Genomic DNA, 21,072 nt, shown 5'->3' with positions numbered 1-21,072 from the left:
GGCCGGATCGAGGAACTGGCGCTAATCGTCGTTCGAGTATCGGCTTGAGTCAGCCGGGCTGTCGTCGATATCGCCGCATCGGCCGGCCTAGCCATCCGGATGTCGCGATCCGGGTGGTGCTTTGCAAATTGTTCTACTTGCGGCTGTAGAAAGCGATATTGCATGAAGGTACAATTTTCCTGTCTTCGCAGATCGCAGCATGCCTTCCGAACTCACTCTTCCCGACCTCGATCGCGACGAGCCCACGCCTGAGGCTTCTCAGTCCTTTTTCAATGCGATGCCGAGGGCAGCTTTTCCTTCGCTCGACCATCTGCGGAAGGCAATGACGCATGCCAATCCCGCCGGCGACAGGTTCCTGGATTATCTACTGGAAGGAGATTATTTCGCGGGCAAGGCCGTCTGGGTAAATCCGTCTTCTCGCGTACGCCAGGCCTATGAGGCCATGGTCGAGGCCAGTCCCTCCCTGGTTTCCGAAAGTCCCTACCAGCCTGCCTTCGCCCTTCGAGGCGTAAGGGTGAGGGGAGAAAACCAGGTTTTCATTGCACGACTGGACCAGGCCCCCGCGGAAGTGCGGCGCCTCGTAGGGGAACACCGAGCGGCGCGGGAGGCGGGGTCTTGTCGGCCGAGGGCGATTTTCGTCGGGGGCCCCGCCGCTAAGATCGGGGCTCTCCTCAGCGGCCTGGAGACAGATCAGGCCGAGGCTTCGGAGGTGATTTTCGTCCTCGATGGCGCTGAGCAATCCAATGAGAGCGGGTCGGCGAGCTACGAGCATGTCAATCACGCCAATGCGCTCAATGCCGAGCTCGACAATACGGGGCTTGGCATCCTGGCGACCGCCCTCAAGCGGGCGATTTTGGGCGAGAAGGATGCATCGGTCGCCCTCGACCTCGACTACAAGAAGGTCGACCTGTGGCCTCGTGGCGTTCGGTTGCGGGACCTGCCCGTCTATCTTCACAATGAGTGGCATGGTCTGGTACAGCACCTTCGCAAGCTTCTCGGACTGCAGACGGATCATGTGAAGAGCCGCCTGGCCAGCAAGGTCTCGACACGGATCCTGAGCGAAATCGAAAGGCGGCTGTCGATCCGACTGCGTCTCGACCAGGACGGACCCCGCGCTGTTTTCCTCTATCTCTCCCGCAAGAACCACGACGCTTCACTGATCGACAACAGGGAGCTTGCGGAGGACGTCGGCCTTGCCGTCGAAAAGCTCGATGCCGCTGGCCTGCAACGCTTTTATGGCCCCGGCATCCTGGAGCGCGTGGTGTCCGGCGACCTCTTCCTGGGCAATGGCTGCATTCGCCACGGCTTTGATCGCGTCTGCATGGAGGCGATGCAGCGGCACGGCATCGAATGCCGGCATCGGCAACGCCTGACTTCTGTCTATTTCGACAGGGACGAAAAAGGCATGCCACGAGCGGCTGCGATTGCGCTAGAGGATCTCCAGACAGGCGCACGCACGCATGTTGCCCTAGACCATCTATGTCTCTCCCTCGGCCCGACAGCGACCTTTCACTATGATCGGGTGGGCTCGGCACTGTCTCGCCTATCGGATCGCCTTCGGTTCGACCTGCCGGTACCCCATCAGACCATCGCGACCGGGCTTTCGGCGCAGCTCCTGTTTCGGATCACCGATCCCGATAGGGTGAGAAATCTGCCATTCACCGGCATGAAGCAGACGCATTTTGTCGAGGTCGGGCGGACGTCCAGCCATCTCGTCATGAAATTGACCTGCGGCGGGGTCATCGGCTTGCCTGTCTACAGCAGAAGCTACGCCATCAGCGCGCTGGCGAGCATACTCAGCATCCTCACGCCCGATTGCGGGCTGACATTCGAAGATGTGGTCTGCGCCTGGCCTTGCGCCCGCGGCGTCAACGGCCCCAACAACGGCCAGATCGTCCGGCTTGGCGACAATGTGGTGGTTCGCTTCGGCGAAGGGGGAACCGGCATGTCCAAGATGGGCAGCAATGCCCAGACCATGCTCGATCTTGCAGGCATGACATGGCCGATTTCACCAGAGTTTCGATTGGAGCCCTCCCTTTATCGGCACACCATCATCGACCAGCGCAGGCGTGTTGCGAGGCGATTGGGCTTGCTTTGACGCCTGCAGAGGAACAAGCCCTCAGCTGCATTCGAGGCCTCGGCCCATGGCGCTGACCACCAGGGCGACCTGTTCGCGCAGATAGGGCAGGGGCAACTGCACCAGCTTGCCCTCCAGTCCGAGCAGCACCATGCCATGGGCGGCCGAGAAGAGAGAGCGGGCGAGAAGAGATCTTTCGGAAAGAGGCAGACCCGGCTGGAGCACGGCGAGCGGGGCTTCCAGATGCTGGAAGAGTGCATCCTGCTGGCACAAATGGTCTTCCGGCAGGTCCTGGCCGTCCGGAAGGCGGAAGTCGAAGAGGGCGTGCCAGCGTCCCCCATGCTCGGCGGCGAAATCCAGATAGCCATTGGCGAGCGCGATCAAGGTGCGATTGGCGATGGTGCGCCGACTGCCACCCGCCTCGGCCTGGATCAAGGCCTATCTGGCCATGGGCACGGTGATGCTGATCCAGACCTGCGTGACGCCGATCAAGACCTTGCACGGACCAGCAGGAGGCCGGCCGGCTGCACAACCGCATCGAAGACGCCAAGACCGAGCAGTTGCTGATGCGCATGGATCGCGCCAAGGATTGAGGGGCTTCCGGGGGGCACGGGCACTTTTTTAGCAGGATAAGCGCGGATTGGAGGGTCGATCTGCAGATCGACCTTCTTCCTTTCCTGCGCGACGGTGCTTCCAAGATGGTCGATCTGGAGATCGACCCTCCAATCCGCGCCTAAGCGCCCGTGCACCCGAGAGAATCTCAGCGCCCCCTGCCGACTTCGCTCAGGTCATAGGATGTCGTCTGGTAGATCTCGTTGATCCAGTTGCCGAACAGAAGATGGGCGTGGCTGCGCCAGAAATTGCGCGGCGGGAAGGATGGATCGTCATAGGGGAAGTAGTTCTTCGGCAGCTTGATCGGCACGCCCGAGTCGACGTCGCGGAAATACTCATCGGCCAGCGAGGTCGATTCATATTCGACATGGTTGAACAGATAGAGCCGGTTGCCCTTTTGCTCGTGAATGAGACACACGCCGGTTTCGTCCGAATCCATCAAGATCTCCAACTCGGCATTCTTGCGCACATCTTCGCTGCGGACCTCCGTCCAACGCGAGACGGGTATGTGGAAGTCGTCTGAAAAGCCGTTGAGATAGATCGAGGAAGGCTTGCGGTTGTGGTGCTGGTAGACACCAAAGGCCTTCTCGGTCAGGTCATATTTGGGAATGCGGTGGAAATGCCAGATGGCCGCCATCGCGCCCCAGCACACGTTCAGCGTGGAATGCACGTTGGTCGTGGTCCAGTCGAGGATCTGCTCGAGTTCCTTCCAATAGGTCACGTCTTCGAAGGGCAGGGTCTCCACCGGCGCGCCGGTGATGATGAAGCCGTCGAATTTGCGCTCGCGCACCTCTTCCCAGGTTTCGTAGAAGGCAAGCAGGTGGTCCTCGGAGGTATTCTTGGCACGGTGGCCGCCGACACGCACCAGCGAGAGTTCGACCTGCAGCGGCGTGGCGCCGACCAGGCGCGCCATCTGCAGCTCGGTGCGGATCTTGTTGGGCATCAGATTGAGCAGGCCTATCTGCAGCGGACGGATATCTTGCCGGATGGCGGCAGTTTCCGTCATCACCCGCACCCCTTCGCTGACCAGGGTGGAGAAGGCGGGCAGGGTATCCGGAATCTTGATAGGCATGTTGCACTCGATCGACGTTGGGCCAGCCGGAAAGCAATGCGACAGGTCCACGGATGGAATGCATCCAGCGGCCCTTTAGCGAGTTGTTTAACGTGGCTGCAAGCCGGCCGGCCAAATCACCACGAGGAGAGAGTTAATCCTGTGGTGAATGGAAATCAATGGCAATCCTGGGAGCGTGAGCGGTGGGCAGAGGGGCTCTCACCTTGCGGGATTGGAGGGTCGATCTGGAGATCGACCCTCCATGTTCCCCGTGCATATCCGCGGACCGGAAGCCGGCGATCCCGGGAATCTACTCCGCCGCCTCCGCCGTTCGCGGCACATAGTTCAGCACTGGCGAAAGCCAGCGTTCGACTTCGTTCACCGTCATGCCCTTGCGGGCGGCGTAATCCTCGACCTGGTCCTGCTCGATCTTCGACACCCCGAAGTAATAGGCATCGGGATGGGCGAAATAGAGCCCGGACACCGAGGCGCCCGGCCACATCGCATAGCTCTCGGTCAGGCGTACGCCGATGCGTTCTTCGGCGTCGAGCAGGTGGAACAGTGTGCCCTTCTCGGTATGGTCGGGCTGGGCGGGATAGCCGGGGGCAGGGCGGATACCGCGATAGGGTTCGCCGATGAGTTGGTCGGGGGCCAGGTTCTCGTCGATCGCATAGCCCCAGAACTCCTTGCGGACGCGCTCATGCATGCGTTCGGCGAAAGCCTCGGCGAAACGGTCGGCCAGAGCCTTGACCATGATCGAGCCATAGTCGTCATTGGCGCGTTCGAAGCGCTTGGCGATCTCGTCCTCTTCCATGCCGGCCGTGACCACGAAGCCGCCGAGATAGTCGCCCTGGCCACTCGTTTCAGGGGCAACGAAGTCGGAGAGGGCTACATTGGCCCGCCCGTCGCGCTTGGTGAGCTGCTGGCGCAGGGTGTGCAGGCTTGCGAGCTTCCGGCTGCGGTTCTCATCCGTATACAAATGTATATCGTCGCCGACGGCGTTCGCCGGCCAGAAGCCGATTATGGCTTTCGGCCGGAACCATTTCTCCGCGATGATGCGTGCCAATATGGCCTGGGCATCGTCGAAAAGCTGGCGTGCAGCCGCTCCCTGCTTCTCGTCGGACAGGATGGCGGGATAACGCCCCTTCAGTTCCCAGGTCTGGAAGAACGGCGTCCAGTCGATGTAGCGCGAAAGCTCGGCGAGATCGTAGTTCTCGAAGACCCGTGTTCCCAGGAAGGATGGTTTCGGTGCCGTGAAGCCTGTCCAATCCACCTTGTGGGCGTTGGCCCTGGCCTTGGCGAGCGGCAGGCGCAGCTTGTCGGCCTCGCTGCGGGCATGCGCCGCCGCGACCTTGGCGTATTCGGCCTGGACGGTTTCGACATAGCCCGCCTTGTTCGCGGGGGACAGCAGGCTGGAGACGACGCCGACGGCGCGGCTCGCATCCGTCACATAGACGGCCTGGCCACGGTCATAGCGCGGATGCACCTTCACGGCAGTATGGACGCGGCTGGTAGTGGCGCCGCCGATCAGCAAGGGGATGTCGAAGCCCTCGCGTTCCATCTCGGCGGCGACATGCACCATTTCGTCGAGCGAGGGTGTGATCAGGCCGGACAGCCCGATGATGTCGACCTTCTCCTGACGCGCCACCTCGAGGATTTTTGCCGACGGCACCATCACGCCGAGATCGATGATCTCGTAATTGTTGCAGGCGAGCACGACGCCGACGATGTTCTTGCCGATGTCGTGTACGTCGCCCTTCACGGTCGCCATCAAAATCTTGCCGGCGCTCTGGCGTTCGCCAGTGCCACCATTGGCAAGCTTCTCGGCCTCCATATAGGGCAGGAGGCTGGCGACGGCCTGCTTCATCACACGAGCCGACTTCACCACTTGCGGCAGGAACATCTTGCCTGCACCGAAGAGATCGCCAACCACGTTCATGCCGGCCATCAGTGGCCCTTCAATGACGTGCAAGGGACGTGCGGCCGCAAGACGCGCCTCCTCGGTATCGGCATCGATGAACTCGGTAATGCCATTGACGAGCGCATGGGATATGCGCTGCTCGACCGGCCACTCACGCCAGGCGAGATCCTTTTCCTTGGCTTCCTTGCCGGCGGCGCCACGGAAACGCTCGGCCAGTTCGAGCAGGCGTTCGGTCGGGTTCAGCGCCCCGCGCGAGGGCCGGTTGAGCACGACATCCTCGCAGGCTTCGCGCAAGTCCGGATCGATGGATTCATAGACGGCGAGTTGCCCGGCATTGACGATGCCCATGTCCATGCCGGCCTGGATGGCATGGTAGAGGAACACGGCGTGCATAGCCTCTCGCACCGGCTCATTGCCGCGGAACGAGAAGGAGAGATTGGATACACCGCCCGAAATATGGGCGTGGGGCAGGGTGGTCCTGATCTGCCGCGTCGCCTCGATGAAGGCGACGCCATAGCCGTTATGTTCCTCGATGCCGGTGGCGACGGCGAAGATGTTGGGATCGAAGACGATATCCTCGGGCGGGAAGCCCGCCTGCTCCGTCAAGAGCTTATAGGCTCGGCTGCAGATGGCGACCTTGCGTTCCAGCGTATCGGCCTGTCCCTGTTCGTCGAAGGCCATCACCACCACGGCCGCGCCGTAGGCCCGCACCAGGCGGGCATGGTGAAGAAAGGCTTCCTCGCCTTCCTTCATGGAGATCGAATTGACCAGCGGTTTGCCCTGCACGCATTTCAGGCCAGCCTCGATGATTGAGAATTTCGAGGAATCGATCATAACCGGCACGCGGGCGATGTCCGGCTCGGCGGCGATCAGGTTGAGGAACTCGACCATGGCCTTTTCGGAATCGATCAGGCCCTCGTCCATGTTAATGTCGATGATCTGGGCGCCATTGGCGACCTGGTCGCGGGCGATGTCGAGTGCGGTAGCATAGTCGCCGGCGGTGATGAGCTTACGAAACTTGGCAGAGCCGGTGACGTTGGTGCGCTCGCCCACATTCACGAAGGGGATGGTCGCGTCGAGCGTGAAGGGCTCGAGCCCCGACAGCTTCATCTTGGGTTCGATCTCGGGAATCGGGCGCGGCGCATGCCGGCCGACCGCTTCGGCGATGGCGCGGATATGCTCCGGCGTCGAGCCGCAGCAGCCGCCGACGATATTGACCAGGCCGTCGCGGGCAAAGCCCTCGATCTGCGCCGCCATCGCTTCCGGGCTCTCGTCATACTGGCCGAATTCGTTGGGCAGGCCGGCATTGGGATAGGCGCAGACGAAGGTATCCGCGACCGTGGAGATCTCGTCGAGATGCGCCCGCATCGCATTGGCGCCGAGCGCGCAGTTGAGGCCGATGGTGAAGGGTCGGGCATGCCGCACCGAATGCCAGAACGCCGTCGGTGTCTGTCCGCTGAGGGTGCGGCCGGAGAGATCGGTGATGGTACCCGAGATCATCACGGGCAGGCGCACTTCCTTTTCGCCAAACACTTCCTCGCAGGCGAAGATGGCGGCCTTGGCGTTGAGCGTGTCGAAAATGGTCTCGATCAGGATGATGTCGGCGCCGCCGTCGATGAGGCCGCGGATCTGCTCGGCATAGGCAATCCGGAGGTCATCGAAGCTGACGGCGCGATAGCCGGGATTGTTGACGTCCGGCGAGATGGAGGCGGTGCGATTGGTTGGGCCAAGCGCGCCGGCGACGAAGCGCCGGCGCCCGTCCTGCTGCTCTGCCTTGATTGCGGCTCGGCGGGCGAGGCGCGCACCATCGCGATTGAGATCGTAGACCGCCTCCTGCATGCCGTAATCGGCCTGGGCGATGGAGGTGGAGGAGAAGGTGTTCGTCTCCAATATGTCGGCGCCGGCCATGGCATAGGCGTAATGAATCGCCTCGATCGCGGCAGGCTGGGTGAGGGTGAGAAGGTCGTTGTTGCCCTTGAGATGGCAGTCGCAGCCGACGAAGCGCTCACCCCGGAAATGGTCCTCCTCGAAGCCGAGCCCCTGGATCTGCGTGCCCATCGCGCCGTCCAGGATCAGGATGCGCTCGCGCGCGGCGGCGGTAAGGGCGGCGAGGATCTCCGCGCCCCGATCGGTTGGGGCAGGCGCGGCGAACAGGGCTTCGACCGGAGCGCTCATCACAAGCTCCTATAACGGAATTACGATATCAAGATATCCTTATATGATAGCGCTGAGAAAAGAGAGGTCAAGGTGAACTATCCCGGAAGCGCCGGTTTTCTGTCTGGGATTGCTGGGGGATGGTGGAGAAGGGAAGAGGCGGACGGAACATCCATAGGCGCTGGGTCAAGGCAGCGAGGCCTCAATTCTTTACCCTCCCCTGGAGGGGGAGGGTATTATTGCGCTTTTCGCCTTGATCCCGCGCCTATGGATGTGTCGTCCGCCCTCCAACTTCTGCTATATCTGGCTGGCTTAGGCATCTGCCCGCAAACGCCGCCGGCCTGGTCGCCGACCGACATGATCGCGCACCTCGTCGAGCAGGCTGCTCAGATGCGGCAGCAGCGGATTGTCCGGGATCGAGGCCTCGAGCAGCAGGACTTTCAGATCGACGGCTTCCCTGGCCAGGTCCGCACCGTCTTCGCGGCTGAGGATCCAGGCCAGCATCAAGGTGCGGGCTCGCTCTTCTGGCAGTGTCGGACCTTCGTCCCGAGAAGCCTCCAGGATGGAGTGCACGATGGCGGCGTCGACGTCGACGGTATTCTGCGCGGCAATCGTCATCTCAAGCCTCGATCTCGACACGGCCGAGCGGCCGGGTGCAGCAGGCCAGCACCAGGCCGGCGGCGATTTCCTCCTCGCGGATGCCGCCCTGGTGGGTCATGGCGGTCTCCCCCGACAGGCATTGTACCTTGCAGGTGCCGCACAGGCCCATTGTGCAACCGGTCGGAATGTTGAGGCCGGCGCCGCGGGCGAGCTGAAGAATGGTCTCGCGGCTGGAGGCCGGCACCTCGATGCCGGATCTGGTGAAGGCCACGCTGGCTTCGCCGGCAAGGGCTTCGTCCGCACCGATGTCCTCCATTGGAGTTTCGGCCGGCTGGAAGCTCTCTTCATGATAGCGGCGCATGTCGTAGCCATTGGCTTCGAGCATGTCCTTGACCGCTGCCATGAAAGGCGCGGGGCCGCAGCAGAACACTTCGCGCTCGCGAAAATCCGGTGCGATCAAGCGCAGGGCCGGAGCGTTGAGCCGACCCTGGAAGCCGGTCCAGGCTTCATGGGCCTCGGTCTCTTCCACGATCCAGGCGAGGCGCAGGCGCTGCATGCGTCCGGCCATGCGCTCCAACTCCTGGCGGAAGATGATCTCGCCCGGCCGGCGTGCGCAGTTGACGAAAGCGATATCGGTGGCGGCGCCGTGGTCTTCGGCAAAACGGGTCATCGACATCATCGGCGTGATGCCGGATCCGGCCGAGATGAAGAGGTATTTTTCCGCCGGATGACGAGAGAAGCTGAACTGGCCGAGCGGGCCGTAGGCCTTCAACCGCGTGCCGGGTTTGAGGTTGTCCAGCATCCAGCGCGTGCCGATGCTGGAGGCCTGCGCCTTGGCGGTGACGCTGATAGAAAGCGGGCGGGAAGGGCTCGACGACAGCGTATAAGTGCGCAGCACCGGCCCGGCCTCGGCCGGGATCTCCAGCGTGATGAACTGGCCGGGTTCGTAGCGGAACCAACCCTGTTCGGCGGCGCGGAAGGTGAAGGTCGCGACGTCGCGGCCCTCATGGATGATCGAAACGCATTCGAGCGCCTGGCTCTGATCGTTCCACGGCGGCGTTTCGTCGATATGCCTGAATTTTTGTGTAGCGATCGGCATGATGTCTGCCCTTGTATATGTCGGTTTCGCTAACACCCTCCCCTGGAGGGGGAGGGTCGACGCGAAGCGTCGGGGTGGGGTGATTTTCACCAGCTGCTGTGTTTCTCACCCCACCCCGTACTTCGTCCGCCCCTCCCCCTCCAGGGGAGGGTGAAAAGGTGCTAGGCCACGCTGCGCAGGCGGACGCCGTCGTTACCCAGCGCCGCTTCCATGGCGTTGCGATACCACTCGACGAACTGCATAACGCCGCCCTCGTGTTCGGGGGCGTAGGGTCCGGGCGTGTAGACGGGCGAAGAGACGCCGAGCTGGTTTTCCTCGACGATCTGGCGGTCCTGGTCGTTGGTCATCTGCCAGACATGGGTGAGTTCATCGAGATTATAGTCGACCCCTTCGACCGCATCCTTGTGCACCAGCCATTTGGTGGTGACCTGGGTTTCCTTCGGCCCGATCGGAAGCACGCGGAAGCTCACGGCATGGTCGCCCAACACGTGGTTCCAGGTGGTGGGATAGTGGAAGAGCAGGAGGGCGCCGATATTGCCTTCTTCGATCGTCGGGCTGAGGGGGCGTTGCACCGCCGGTTTGCCCGACATCGTATAGCTGGCGGCATTGCGCAGCAGCGGCATGCGGGCCATGCGGAACTGGCCGTCACCGGAAATGCTGAAGGTGCTGGGCAGGCCGGCTTCCTCGCAACGCCGCCAATGCTGGCCGATGAGCGGATCCTTGTCGGCACCCTGGATACCCGTCACCGTCGGGGCTTCTGGGAAGGTACGGCAAAGCTCGGGATGATTACCCGCGCAGTGGTAGCACTCGCGGTTGTTCTCCCACACCAGCTTCCAATTGCCCTTTTCGACGATGGTGCTCTCGAAGGCCACCTTGGTGTTTTTAAGGCCATGCGGTGCCAGATAGGGCATGGCGCCGGCGCGGAAGGTCTCGAAATCGGGTGCCTCCTTGGCAAGGCAGATCCAGATATAGCCGGCCACGCTCTCGCAATGCACGGGCTTCAGCCCATATTGCGCGGCGTCGAAGCCGGGGCCCATGTCGCGGGCGAACAGCAGGCGCCCGTCGAGCTCGTAGGTCCACTGATGATAGGGGCAGACCAGCTTGGCGACGCTGCCGCGCTCGGCCGCGCAGAGCCGTGATCCCCGGTGCCGGCAGGAATTGTGAAAGGCGCGGATGGCGCCGTCACCGGAGCGCAGGACGATCACCGGATAGTCGCCGACCTGGAGAGTGAAATAGCTGCCCGGCTTGCCGAGCTCGCAATCATGGCCCGAGAACAGCCATTCACGGTACCAGATGTTCTCCATATCCAGCCGGAAGTACTCCGGGTCTGTGTAGAATTTGCCCTCGAGCGTGGTGCCCGGTTGATGGGTCCGGAGGCGGCCCAGCATGTCCTGATGCGCTGTCATGTCAAAATCCCGCGTGACAACCAATGCGTTGACTTGGCAGCGGGATGGGAAAGCGGCTCGGCGATCCGCGCCGGTGAAAAGGCGCAGCCAAACCTCCTCCCGGAACGCCCACCGCGTCCGTCGGTTTTCTTCGTGGCTGGTTTCCGGGCTCAGGAGCGGCCTTCCGGCCCGATCGCGACGCCTTCCCAGGTCTTCCCGACCCAGTGGCACCTGCCGCGATCTTCTCCTCTACCGTTGCGGGGGCAGCGCCGGATTCAGACCGGCTTCCCAAATTCTCCAGTCCGCCTTGGGGGCGAACCGGCACCTCGAATGAGGATTAGAATACATCGAGTCGGCGCACCGACTAGAGGCGATGCGACGGATGATGGTGTGTTCAGGACATTGTCATCGAGAGCTTGAGGAAGGAAGGTCGGGAAGGAGACATTCAATGTCCATCATTCCCCGCATGGCGGGGGATGATGGAGCAACCTGTCCCACTCCTTTCGAGATGTTGGGATCTGAAATCTGGATGAGGGCCATGATTCCCCATCCCAGCTTTCCTCCGATTTGTTCCGAAGACCTCGAAAGCGTGCCTTCAATCCCAGCTCAGCGCGCCACCGTTCTGATATTCGATGACACGCGTCTCGAAGAAGTTCTTCTCCTTCTTCAGGTCCATCGCCTCGCTCATCCAGGGGAAGGGGTTCTCCACGTCCGGGAATACCGGCATGAGCCCGAGCTGGGCGCAGCGCCTGTTGGCGATGAAATGCATGTATTGTTCGCAGGACACCGCGTTGAGGCCGAGGAAGCCGCGCGGCATGGTGTCCCGGCCATAGGCGGCCTCCAGTTCAGCGGCTTCGCGGATCATCTGCTGGAGATCGGCTTGGAAGGTCAGCGTCCACAGATGCGGGTTCTCGATCTTGATCTGGTTGATCACGTCGATGCCGAAGTTCAGATGGATGCTCTCGTCGCGCAGGATGTACTGATACTGCTCGGCGATCCCCACCATCTTGTTGCGCCGGCCGAGCGAGAGGATCTGGGCAAAGCCGGTATAGAACCACATGCCCTCGAAGATGACGTAGAAGGCGACGAGATCGCGCAGGAAGGCCTGGTCAGCGTCCGGCGTGCCGGTCTTGAAATCGGGATCGTCGAGATGCTGGGTATGCTTGAGCGCCCAGGCCGCCTTGTCGGTGATCGAGGGTATCTCGCGATACATGTTGAAGAGTTCGCCCTCGTCGAGCCCGAGGCTCTCGACGATATATTGGAAGGTGTGGGTGTGCACCGCCTCCTCGAAAGCTTGGCGCAGCAAATATTGCCGGCATTCGGGGTTGGTGAGGTGGCGGTAGATCGCCAGGACGATATTGTTGGCGACCAGGCTCTCGGAGGCGGCGAAGAAGCCGAGATTGCGCTTGAGCATGCGCCGCTCGTCCTGTGTCAGGCCGTCCTTGGACTTCCACAGCGCGATGTCCGCCTGCATCGATACCTCGGTCGGCATCCAATGGTTGTTGCAGCCGGCGAGATATTTCTCCCAGGCCCATTTGTATTTGAGCGGCAGGAGCTGGTTTACGTCGGCGCGGGCATTGATCATCCGTTTCTCGTCGACCGTGACACGGCCGCCCTTGCGGTCGATCGCGCCGAGGCCGGTCGCATCCGCCGTGCTCTGTGGCAGGGGAAGCTGGGTTGCGGGCGAGGTGGGTTCGGACCAGTCGAGCATCGTCATCGTTTTCTTATCCTCAGAGCGTTTTCCAGAAAGGTTGATAGACTTTTCGCTTAAGAAAACGCGTCAAAACAAAGAGTTGGAGAGCAAGGCGCGAAAGGGAAAAATCGCACCTCGTTCTCGGCTCACTGGCACGCTTCGCAGTCGGGGTCGTGGATGGAGCAGGCCTTGCCCCACGCTTGCGACTGCAGTGTTTCCGGCTGAGTCTCGATCAGGATCGGCGCGGCCGCTTGCGGCACCGTGGCAGAGACGGCGTTGAGCTTGCCGTCGGTGCCCTTCAGCGTCGATTTCTCGACATGGGTGGCCGACTGCGAGCGCAGGTAATAGGTCGTCTTCAGGCCACGCTTCCAGGCCAGGCGGTAGAGCGTATCGAGCTTCTTGCCGGAGGGATTGGCGATATAGAGGTTGAGCGACTGGGCCTGGTCGATCCACTTCTGCCGGCGCGCCGCGGCTTCGATCAGCCAGGCGGTGTCGATCTCGAAAGCGGTGGCGTAAAGCGCTTTCAGCTCTTCGGGGATGCGATCGATCTGGCCGAGAGAGCCGTCGAAATATTTGAGATCGGAGATCATGACCTCGTCCCACAAGCCCCGTGCCTTGAGATCGTGGACCAGGGCCGAGGTCACCACTGTGAAATCGCCCGACATGTTCGATTTCACGAAGAGGTTCTGATAGGCCGGCTCGATTGACTGGGACACGCCGCAGATGTTGGAGATCGTCGCCGTCGGTGCGATCGCCATGGTGTTGGAATTGCGCATGCCGACGGTCTTCACCCGCTCGCGCAGGGCGTCCCAGGGCAGGGTCGTGCCGGTGTCGAAGGCCGCGTTGTCGCGCGTCTCGGCCAGCAGGCCGACCGAGTCGATCGGCAGGACGCCCTGCGACCACAGCGAGCCATCGAAACTGGGGTAGCGACCGCGCTCGGCCGCCAGGTCTGTTGAGGCCGAGATGGCATGGAAGGACACGGCTTCCATGCTCTCGTCGGCAAAGCACACGGCGGCTTCGGAGGCATAGGGCAGGCGCAGGGCCTGCAGGGCATCCTGGAAGCCCATGATGCCGAGACCGACGGGCCGGTGCTTGAGGTTGGAACGCCGTGCCTCGGGAATGGTGTAGAAATTGATGTCGATGACGTTGTCGAGCATGCGCATCGCCGTCGTCACCGTCGCCTTGAGCTTGTCGAACATCAGGCCGTCGGCGTCGACATGGGCAGCGAGGTTGACCGAGCCGAGATTGCACACGGCAACCTCGTCATGGGAGGTGTTCAGCGTAATTTCGGTGCACAGGTTCGAGGAATGTACCACGCCGACGTGACGCTGGGGCGAGCGGATGTTGCAGGGGTCCTTGAAGGTGATCCAGGGATGCCCGGTCTCGAACAGCATGGTCAGCATCTTGCGCCAGAGATCGATGGCCCGGATCTGCCTGAAGACGCGGAGCTCGCCGCGCGCGGCGCGTGCCTCATGCGCCTCATAGGCGACCTTGAAGGCGGGACCGTAGAGATCGTGCAGGTCCGGCGTTTCGTCCGGTGAGAACAGGGTCCAGGGGCCATCCTGTTCCACACGTTCCATGAACAGATCCGGCACCCAGTTGGCGGTGTTCATGTCATGGGTGCGGCGGCGCTCGTCACCGGTGTTCTTGCGAAGATCGAGGAATTCCTCGATGTCGACATGCCAGGTCTCCAGATAGGCGCAGACCGCGCCCTTGCGCTTGCCGCCCTGATTGACGGCGATTGCGGTATCGTTGGCGACCTTGAGGAAGGGCACCACGCCCTGGCTTTCGCCATTGGTGCCTTTGATATGGGCGCCGAGCCCACGCACATTGCTCCAGTCATTGCCGAGGCCACCGGAATATTTGGCGAGCAGCGCATTGTCCTTCACCGCCTTGAAGATGCCTTCGAGGTCGTCGGACACGGTGGTCAGGAAGCAAGAGGAGAGCTGGGCGCGTAGTGTTCCCGAATTGAACAAAGTCGGCGTCGAGGCCATGAAGTCGAAGGAGGACAGAAGATCATAGAATTCGATCGCCCGCGCCTCTCGGTCGATCTCGCGCGAGGCCAGGCCCATGGCCACGCGCATGAAAAAGGCCTGCGGCAGCTCAAAACGCGTGCCGCGCACATGCAGGAAATAGCGGTCATAAAGTGTCTGCAGGCCGAGATAGTCGAACTTGAGATCGCGTTCGGGCTTGAGGGCAGCGGCAAGGCGGGCGAGGTCGAAGCGGCCGAGCTCCGGGTCGAGCAGTTCGTTGGCGATGCCGACGCGGATATAGTCATGGAAATACTCGGCGTAGCGAGTCGCCATCTCGGCCTGCGTCGCCTGGTCGGGATGGCCTCCGACGAAGCTGAGCGCCTCGCGGCGCAGCTTGTCGTTGAGCAGCCGGGCGCTGACCTTGGCGTAATTAGGTTCGGTCTCGATCAGGGTGCGGGCGGCGAGGATCGGCGCGATCGCCAGTTCGTCCTGGCTGATGCCGTCATAGAGATTGCGCTGCGTCTCGTTCAGCACGGTCTCTGCATCGGTGTCGGCAAGATCTGCGCAGGCTTCGCGCACCAGGGCGGTGAGGCGCGCGTGGTCGAGCGGTAGCAAGGAGCCCTCCGCCGTCTTCATCCGCAGGGCAGGGGCGATGGCGGTCCGTGCCTCTGTCTCGATTGCTCGTTCCAGGGCGCGCTCTTGGGCGTGCTGTTCGCGATAGAGCACATAGGCACGCGCCACCTTGTGGTGTTCGCCGCGCATCAAGGCGAGTTCCACCTGGTCCTGGATGTCCTCGATATGGAAGGTTCGGCCCGCATCGGCACGGCGGGTCAGGCCGGCAACGATCTGGGCCGTGAGTTCGGCGACAATGTCATGCACCCGGCGCGAAGCAGCGGCCGAATTGCCCTCGACGGCGAGAAAGGCCTTGGTCAGGGCCACCGAAATCTTGGAGGCATCGAAAGGCGTGACGGCGCCGTTGCGGCGAATGACCTGATAGCCCGGTTCCGAGGCCGGCTTCGCCCTGTCGGCGCCGGCAGCCGGAAAAGGCGTCTTTGTGGTCGTGGCAGTTTCGAGATCGAAAGACATTCGGCAAACCCCAAAATGTTGGAGGCTTGGGCCGAAGGAACGCGTTCCGCGTCGGCGCAGGCATATGCGCCACGAGCAAAGCGATCCGTCGGGGCACCCCGCCCGAGGAAACGATAACCAGCCACAGGCAGGTCTCCTGGCTCGCGGGTCGTTGCGAACTGTCTGCCTTCCCGGCGAAGGGCGGGTTGAACCCGCCTTCCGGCCAGTGGCACAGCGACAGCCCGCTCTCCGCTTACAGTTGCGGGGGCAGCCCCGGCTTTGCCCTAGAGCGTCTTGTGTTTTGAAAGCGTCGCTTCAAATCGCAAAGACGCGTCGAACAAAAAGTTCGAGGAAAAGTGCGTTTTCACCAAACGCGCTTTGCTCTCGGGCTCACCGGATTCCCTCTTAGCCTCGGACAGCGAATCCGAGGACCTGTGGATACAGCATCTAGTATGCCTGGGTGTCTCTATGTCAATACATGGTGTATGATGCCCTTTTTTTCAACGGGGACAAGGCGTGCCGGAGGACGAAATTTGTCCCCCGGCAGGTTTTTCACGCGGACGCCGCCACTCTCGCTGGAGCGGTCTCTTCACGAAGTTTGCGGGCGGCGGCAACCATGTTGACGAGGGCCGGGCGGACCTCGTCCCAGCTGCGGGTTTTCAGGCCGCAATCGGGGTTGACCCAGAGCTGATCGCCGGCGATCCGCTCGCGTGCCTTGGCAAGGAAGTCGCGCATCTCCGCCACGGTGGGGCAGCGGGGAGAGTGGATGTCATAGACGCCCGGCCCGATCTCGTTGGGGTAGCGATAGGCCCGGAACGCATCGAGAAGTTCCATTTTGGACCGGGCAGTCTCGATTGAGATCACGTCTGCATCCAGGCCTCCAACGGCATGGATGATGTCGTTGAACTCCGAGTAGCACATATGGGTGTGGATCTGCGTGGCATCGTCGACGCCTGAGGCGGCGAGGCGGAAACAGGCGACCGCCCAGGTCAGATAGGCCTCCTTTTCGGCGTGTCTGAGCGGCAGGCCTTCGCGAATGGCCGGCTCGTCGATCTGGATGATGCGGATGCCGGCCCGTTCCAGATCGCCGACCTCGTCGCGCAAGGCGAGGGCGATCTGCCGGCAGACCTGCTCGCGCTCGAGGTCGTCCCGCACGAAGGACCATTGCAGCATGGTGACCGGTCCGGTCAGCATGCCCTTGACAGGACGCTTGGTCAGGGATTGTGCGAAGCGTGCCCATTCCACCGTCATGGCCCGGGGACGCGAGACATCGCCATAGATGATCGGCGGGCGCACGCAGCGCGAGCCGTAGCTCTGGACCCAGCCATGCTGGGTAAAGGCATAGCCGGCCAGTTGCTCGCCGAAATACTGCACCATGTCGTTGCGCTCGAATTCGCCATGCACGAGAACGTCGAGGCCGATCTCTTCCTGCCAAGTGATCGCCTGGGTGGTTTCCTGTCGCAGAAAACGCTGATAGTCGGCGTCGTCGATCCAGCCCTTTGCGTGGTCAGCGCGTGCTTTGCGCACGGCGTCGGTCTGAGGGAAGGAACCGATGGTCGTGGTGGGAAATTGCGGCAGGCCGAGCCATTCCTGGGCCCGGCGGCGCAGCGTGTAGGGATGCCGGCGCTCGCTCATGGCCGGCGTGAGCCCGTCCATGCGGGCGGCGACGCCGGCATCATGTATACGAGCGGATATACGGCGGGCCGCAGCTGCTGCGTCCGATTGGGCGAGTTCATCTGCGACGGCCCGCCGCCCGTCGACCAGGGCTGTCGACAGGGTCTTCAGCTCTCCGATCTTCTGGACGGCGAAGGCCAGCCAGCTGCGGAGTTCAGGATCGAACGCGCTCTCGGCCTCGACATCGTAGGGAACGTGGAACAGGGAACAGCTCGGAGCGAGGACGACGCGGTGGGGGCCGAGGGCTGCAACCGCCGGCTCGATCCGATCAAGAAGGGCAGTCAGGTCGCTCCGCCAGACATTGCGCCCGTCGATCACGCCCAGCGATAGCACCTTGTCGGCGCTGGCTCGTGCGACCGCCTGCCCGAGCTGGCTTGGCGCCCGCGCCAGGTCGAGATGCAGGCCGGCGCTGGGCAGGTCGAGTGCCAGGTCGAGATTGTCGCCGAGGCCGCCGAAATAGGTCGCGATCATGATCTTCAGATCGGAGACCGTGCTGGAAAGGACGCCATAGGCATGGCGCAGGGCGGCCCGCGCGTTCTCGTCGAGATCGAGCACGAGACAGGGTTCGTCGAACTGCACCCAGTCCGCGCCGGCCGCGGCCAACCTGCGCAGGATCTCGGCATAGACGGGCAAGAGGCCTGGCAGCAGGGTGAGCGGATCCAGGCCCTCGTCCTTGCTCTTGCCGAGCAGCAGATAGGTCACCGGGCCGATGAGCACGGGGTGCGTGTGGAAGCCGAGCGCTGCGGCCTCCCTGAATTCGTCAATGGGCTTGGCCGAAGCGAGTTCGAAGGCCTGGCCGCGGCGAAATTCGGGAACCATGTAGTGATAGTTGGTGTCGAACCATTTGGTCATCTCGAGAGCGGGGACACCGCCGCCGCCATGGCTGCAGCCCTCATGGCCACGATCGTCATGGCCACGATCGTCATGGCCCCGCCTGCCGCGCGCCATGGCGAAATAGGTCGAAAGCGGGACGGAGCCACCCTCCCAGCCATATTGAGAGGGGATGGCACCGACCACGGCGCTCATATCGAGAACCTGATCGTAGAGCGAAAAGTCATTGGACGGGATATGGGTAACGCCGAGCAGGCTCTGTCGAGCCCAGTTGCTGGCGCGCAACTGGGCTGCCGTTGCGAGCAAGGCGGTCTCGTTCTGCCTTCCGGCCCAGTGGGCTTCGAGGGCCGTCTTGAGTTCGCGACGTGGGCCGATGCGTGGCGTGCCGAGCGTCGAAATGGGAATGGACATGCGCGTCTCCGGCCGGTGACCGATAGGTCCCGGTTCGTGGTGAATGGATCGGATCGAGGAGGGAGCGGCGTACCGTCAGGGCACGCCGCAACGCATTCGTCGTCGAGCAGTCGGATCGACTGCACCTTCACGCATGATGGCAGTTTGAAGCTTGAACATCGGCAGACCCCACGAAGAACTGGGGGCAAAGGCCGTACGGGAGCGCCTGACGCGGCCAAGGACATTGACTTGGTCAAGCAACCACCGGGACACCCCGCCCGAGGACGTTTACATTCGTCGGGGCAGGTCTCCTGGCTCACGGCTCACCGAGCTTGCCTGCCTTCCCACCTGCGCAGGGCAGGCAGTGGCATGATGAGGCAAGTTCTCGCCGTCTACAGTTGCGGGGGCAGCGCCGGCATCGCACCGGCTTCCCTCTTAGCTTCCATTGCGAGAATGGAAGAACCTCGACTGGGCAAGCAAACGACAAGACGTCGTGAAAGTCAAGGTCGACATAAAGACATGTTTATATAGGCATGCCGTGCGATCATAGGTTACCCCTGGATCGCGACCTCGCGGCGGCCTTTGCTCGGCTTCAATCGCAACCACAAGCCCGGTGTCGATGGCGGCGCCTGCCTGAGTGCCTCGTCTGGCAGTGCACGAAAGGCCGAGGAGCCTTCAGCATGGAACGATTCCAATTGATCATAGGCAGCGGCGAGAAAAGCGACTAAATCAGGCCCAAACCGGTGGCGCCCCTGCGCCGCCTCTGCCAGTCCTGGAGCAAAGTGCGTTTAGACGGAAACGCTTGTTTGCTCTAGCTCCTTGTTTTGACGCGTCTTTGCGATTCTTGCCGAAGCCGTCAAATCGCAAAACGCTCTGTTCGGAGATCCTCTCCATGCCTGCCGATTCCGCTGCCAATTCCCGCTATCCCCACGTTCCCCTGTTCCCCCTGGGAGCGGACGAGACGCCCTACCGCAAGCTGACCAGCGAGGGCGTGCGGGTCGAAAAGCTCGGAGGCAGCGAGATTCTGCAGGTCGATGGCGAGGCGCTGCGGCTTCTGGCCGAGCAGGCCTTCATGGACATCAATCATCTCTTGCGCCCCGGCCATCTCCAGCAATTGCGCAACATTCTGGAAGATCCCGAGGCGACGGACAATGACCGCTTCGTCGCCTATGACCTCCTCAAGAACGCTAACATCGCCGCCGGTGGCGTGCTGCCGATGTGCCAGGACACCGGCACGGCCATCGTGATGGCCAAGAAAGGCCGCAAGGTCTGGACGGAAGGTGAGGACGAGGGTGCCATCGCCCAGGGCATCCGCGATGCCTATGAGAAGAAGAATCTGCGCTATTCGCAGCTCGCGCCGCTGTCGATGTTCGAGGAGAAGAACACCAAGACCAATCTGCCGGCGCAGATCGACATCTCGGCGGAAGGGGAGGAGGCCTATAAATTCCTCTTCGTCGCCAAGGGCGGCGGCTCGGCCAACAAGACCTTCCTCTATCAGGCCACACCCTCCATCCTGTCCAAGGACCGCCTGATCGCCTTCCTGAAGGAGAAGATCCTCACGCTCGGTACGGCAGCCTGCCCGCCCTATCATTTGGCCGTGGTGATCGGCGGTACCTCTGCCGAAATCACGTTGAAGGCCGTGAAACTCGCTTCGGCGCGCTATCTCGACAGCCTGCCCACCGAGGGCTCCGAACTCGGCCATGCCTTCCGCGACCTCGAGCTCGAGAAAGAAGTGCACAAGCTCACCCAGTCGCTCGGGGTCGGCGCCCAGTTCGGCGGCAAGTATTTCTGCCACGACGTCCGTGTCATCCGCCTGCCGCGCCATGGCGCCAGCCTGCCGATCGGCCTTGGCGTTTCCTGCTCGGCCGATCGCCAGGCCATGGGCAAGATCACCCGCGAGGGTGTCTTCCTCGAGGAGCTCGAGCACAATCCGGCGCGCTTCCTGCCGGAGATCGATGAGAGCAAGCTTGGCGGGGCGGTGGTGAAGATCGACCTCAACCAGCCGATGTCTGACATCCTGGAAACCCTGTCGCGCCATCCGGTAAAGACGCGCGTGTCGCTGACCGGCACCATCATCGTGGCCCGCGACCTTGCCCATGCCAAGCTGCGCGAGCGCCTGGAAGCGGGTGGGGGGATGCCCGATTATCTCAAGAACCATCCTGTCTACTATGCCGGCCCGGCCAAGACACCCGCCGGCTATGCCTCGGGCTCCTTCGGCCCCACCACGGCGGGCCGGATGGACGCCTATGTCGACCAGTTCCAAGCGGCCGGCGGCTCGATGGTGATGCTGGCCAAGGGCAACCGTTCCGCCCAGGTCCGCGAGGCCTGCGCCAAGCATGGCGGCTTCTATCTCGGTTCGATCGGTGGCCCCGCCGCGCGCCTCGCCCAGGACTGCATCAAGAAGGTCGAGGTGCTCGAATATCCCGAGCTCGGCATGGAAGCGGTCTGGCGCATCGAGGTCGAGGACTTCCCGGCCTTTATCGTCATCGACGACAAGGGCAATGATTTCTTCAAGGAACTCAATCTGGGTTGAGTTCGCTCACCCTG

Annotated in this window: 11 protein-coding genes and 4 riboswitches; of the genes, 2 read left to right on the top strand and 9 right to left on the bottom strand. The window is 62.4% G+C overall.

The genetic code is table 11. The features are described 5' to 3' along the window. Positions 1–199: 199 nt before the first annotated feature. The gene (locus ACN6KF_RS11215; protein ID WP_434956922.1) at positions 200–2,098 is read left to right on the top strand and encodes a hypothetical protein; all 1,899 of its coding nucleotides are present in this window, start codon (positions 200–202) and stop codon (positions 2,096–2,098) included. A 21-nt stretch (positions 2,099–2,119) separates the two neighbouring features. Here ACN6KF_RS11215 and ACN6KF_RS11210 read toward each other — a convergent pair whose 3' ends face one another. The 9 genes from ACN6KF_RS11210 to metE form a co-directional block, all read right to left on the bottom strand. Beyond that, entirely contained in the window at positions 2,120–2,512 is a 393-nt protein-coding gene (locus ACN6KF_RS11210) for a TetR-like C-terminal domain-containing protein (RefSeq protein ID WP_434956921.1), read from the bottom strand. Between the two features lie 325 nt (positions 2,513–2,837). Beyond that, positions 2,838–3,761 carry a homoserine O-acetyltransferase MetA gene (gene metA, locus ACN6KF_RS11205; protein WP_434956920.1) on the bottom strand — a complete coding sequence of 308 codons (924 nt, stop codon included), beginning with the start codon at positions 3,759–3,761 and terminating at the stop codon, positions 2,838–2,840. Between the two features lie 55 nt (positions 3,762–3,816). Beyond that, positions 3,817–3,894, bottom strand: a riboswitch (SAM riboswitch). A gap of 156 nt (positions 3,895–4,050) precedes the next feature. Continuing rightward, a complete protein-coding gene (gene metH / locus ACN6KF_RS11200) occupies positions 4,051–7,836 on the bottom strand; it encodes a methionine synthase (protein WP_434956919.1) in 3,786 nt (1,261 codons plus the stop codon). A gap of 291 nt (positions 7,837–8,127) precedes the next feature. Continuing rightward, complete coding sequence (locus tag ACN6KF_RS11195; protein WP_434956918.1) at positions 8,128–8,433, bottom strand: hypothetical protein; 306 nt, start codon at positions 8,431–8,433, stop codon at positions 8,128–8,130. A gap of 1 nt (position 8,434) precedes the next feature. Continuing rightward, positions 8,435–9,514: an FAD-binding oxidoreductase gene (locus ACN6KF_RS11190; protein ID WP_434956917.1), complete on the bottom strand. Its 1,080-nt coding sequence runs from the start codon at positions 9,512–9,514 to the stop codon at positions 8,435–8,437. A 161-nt stretch (positions 9,515–9,675) separates the two neighbouring features. Continuing rightward, the gene (locus ACN6KF_RS11185; RefSeq protein ID WP_434956916.1) at positions 9,676–10,920 is read right to left on the bottom strand and encodes an aromatic ring-hydroxylating oxygenase subunit alpha; all 1,245 of its coding nucleotides are present in this window, start codon (positions 10,918–10,920) and stop codon (positions 9,676–9,678) included. A 117-nt stretch (positions 10,921–11,037) separates the two neighbouring features. Further along, positions 11,038–11,243: riboswitch (cobalamin riboswitch) on the bottom strand. A 251-nt stretch (positions 11,244–11,494) separates the two neighbouring features. Beyond that, positions 11,495–12,610 carry a ribonucleotide-diphosphate reductase subunit beta gene (locus ACN6KF_RS11180; protein WP_434959653.1) on the bottom strand — a complete coding sequence of 372 codons (1,116 nt, stop codon included), beginning with the start codon at positions 12,608–12,610 and terminating at the stop codon, positions 11,495–11,497. Positions 12,611–12,738: 128 nt separating this feature from the next. After that, a complete protein-coding gene (locus ACN6KF_RS11175) occupies positions 12,739–15,651 on the bottom strand; it encodes a ribonucleoside-diphosphate reductase subunit alpha (RefSeq protein ID WP_434956915.1) in 2,913 nt (970 codons plus the stop codon). Positions 15,652–15,760: 109 nt separating this feature from the next. Further along, positions 15,761–16,081: riboswitch (cobalamin riboswitch) on the bottom strand. A gap of 101 nt (positions 16,082–16,182) precedes the next feature. After that, positions 16,183–18,546 carry a 5-methyltetrahydropteroyltriglutamate--homocysteine S-methyltransferase gene (gene metE / locus ACN6KF_RS11170; protein ID WP_434956914.1) on the bottom strand — a complete coding sequence of 788 codons (2,364 nt, stop codon included), beginning with the start codon at positions 18,544–18,546 and terminating at the stop codon, positions 16,183–16,185. 263 nt (positions 18,547–18,809) lie between these two features. Continuing rightward, a riboswitch (cobalamin riboswitch) is annotated at positions 18,810–19,007 on the bottom strand. A gap of 410 nt (positions 19,008–19,417) precedes the next feature. On the opposite strand from metE, the gene ACN6KF_RS11165 reads away from it, so the two are divergent. Then, positions 19,418–21,058, top strand: a complete 1,641-nt coding sequence (locus ACN6KF_RS11165) for a fumarate hydratase (RefSeq protein ID WP_434956913.1) — start codon at positions 19,418–19,420, stop codon at positions 21,056–21,058. Positions 21,059–21,072: the final 14 nt, after the last annotated feature.

Source organism: Labrys methylaminiphilus subsp. lupini, from assembly GCF_051161885.1.
Classification (GTDB): Bacteria; Pseudomonadota; Alphaproteobacteria; order Rhizobiales; family Labraceae; genus Labrys.
The sequence above is the reverse complement of the archived record's forward strand: the minus strand, read 5'-3'. Positions and strand labels throughout refer to the sequence as shown.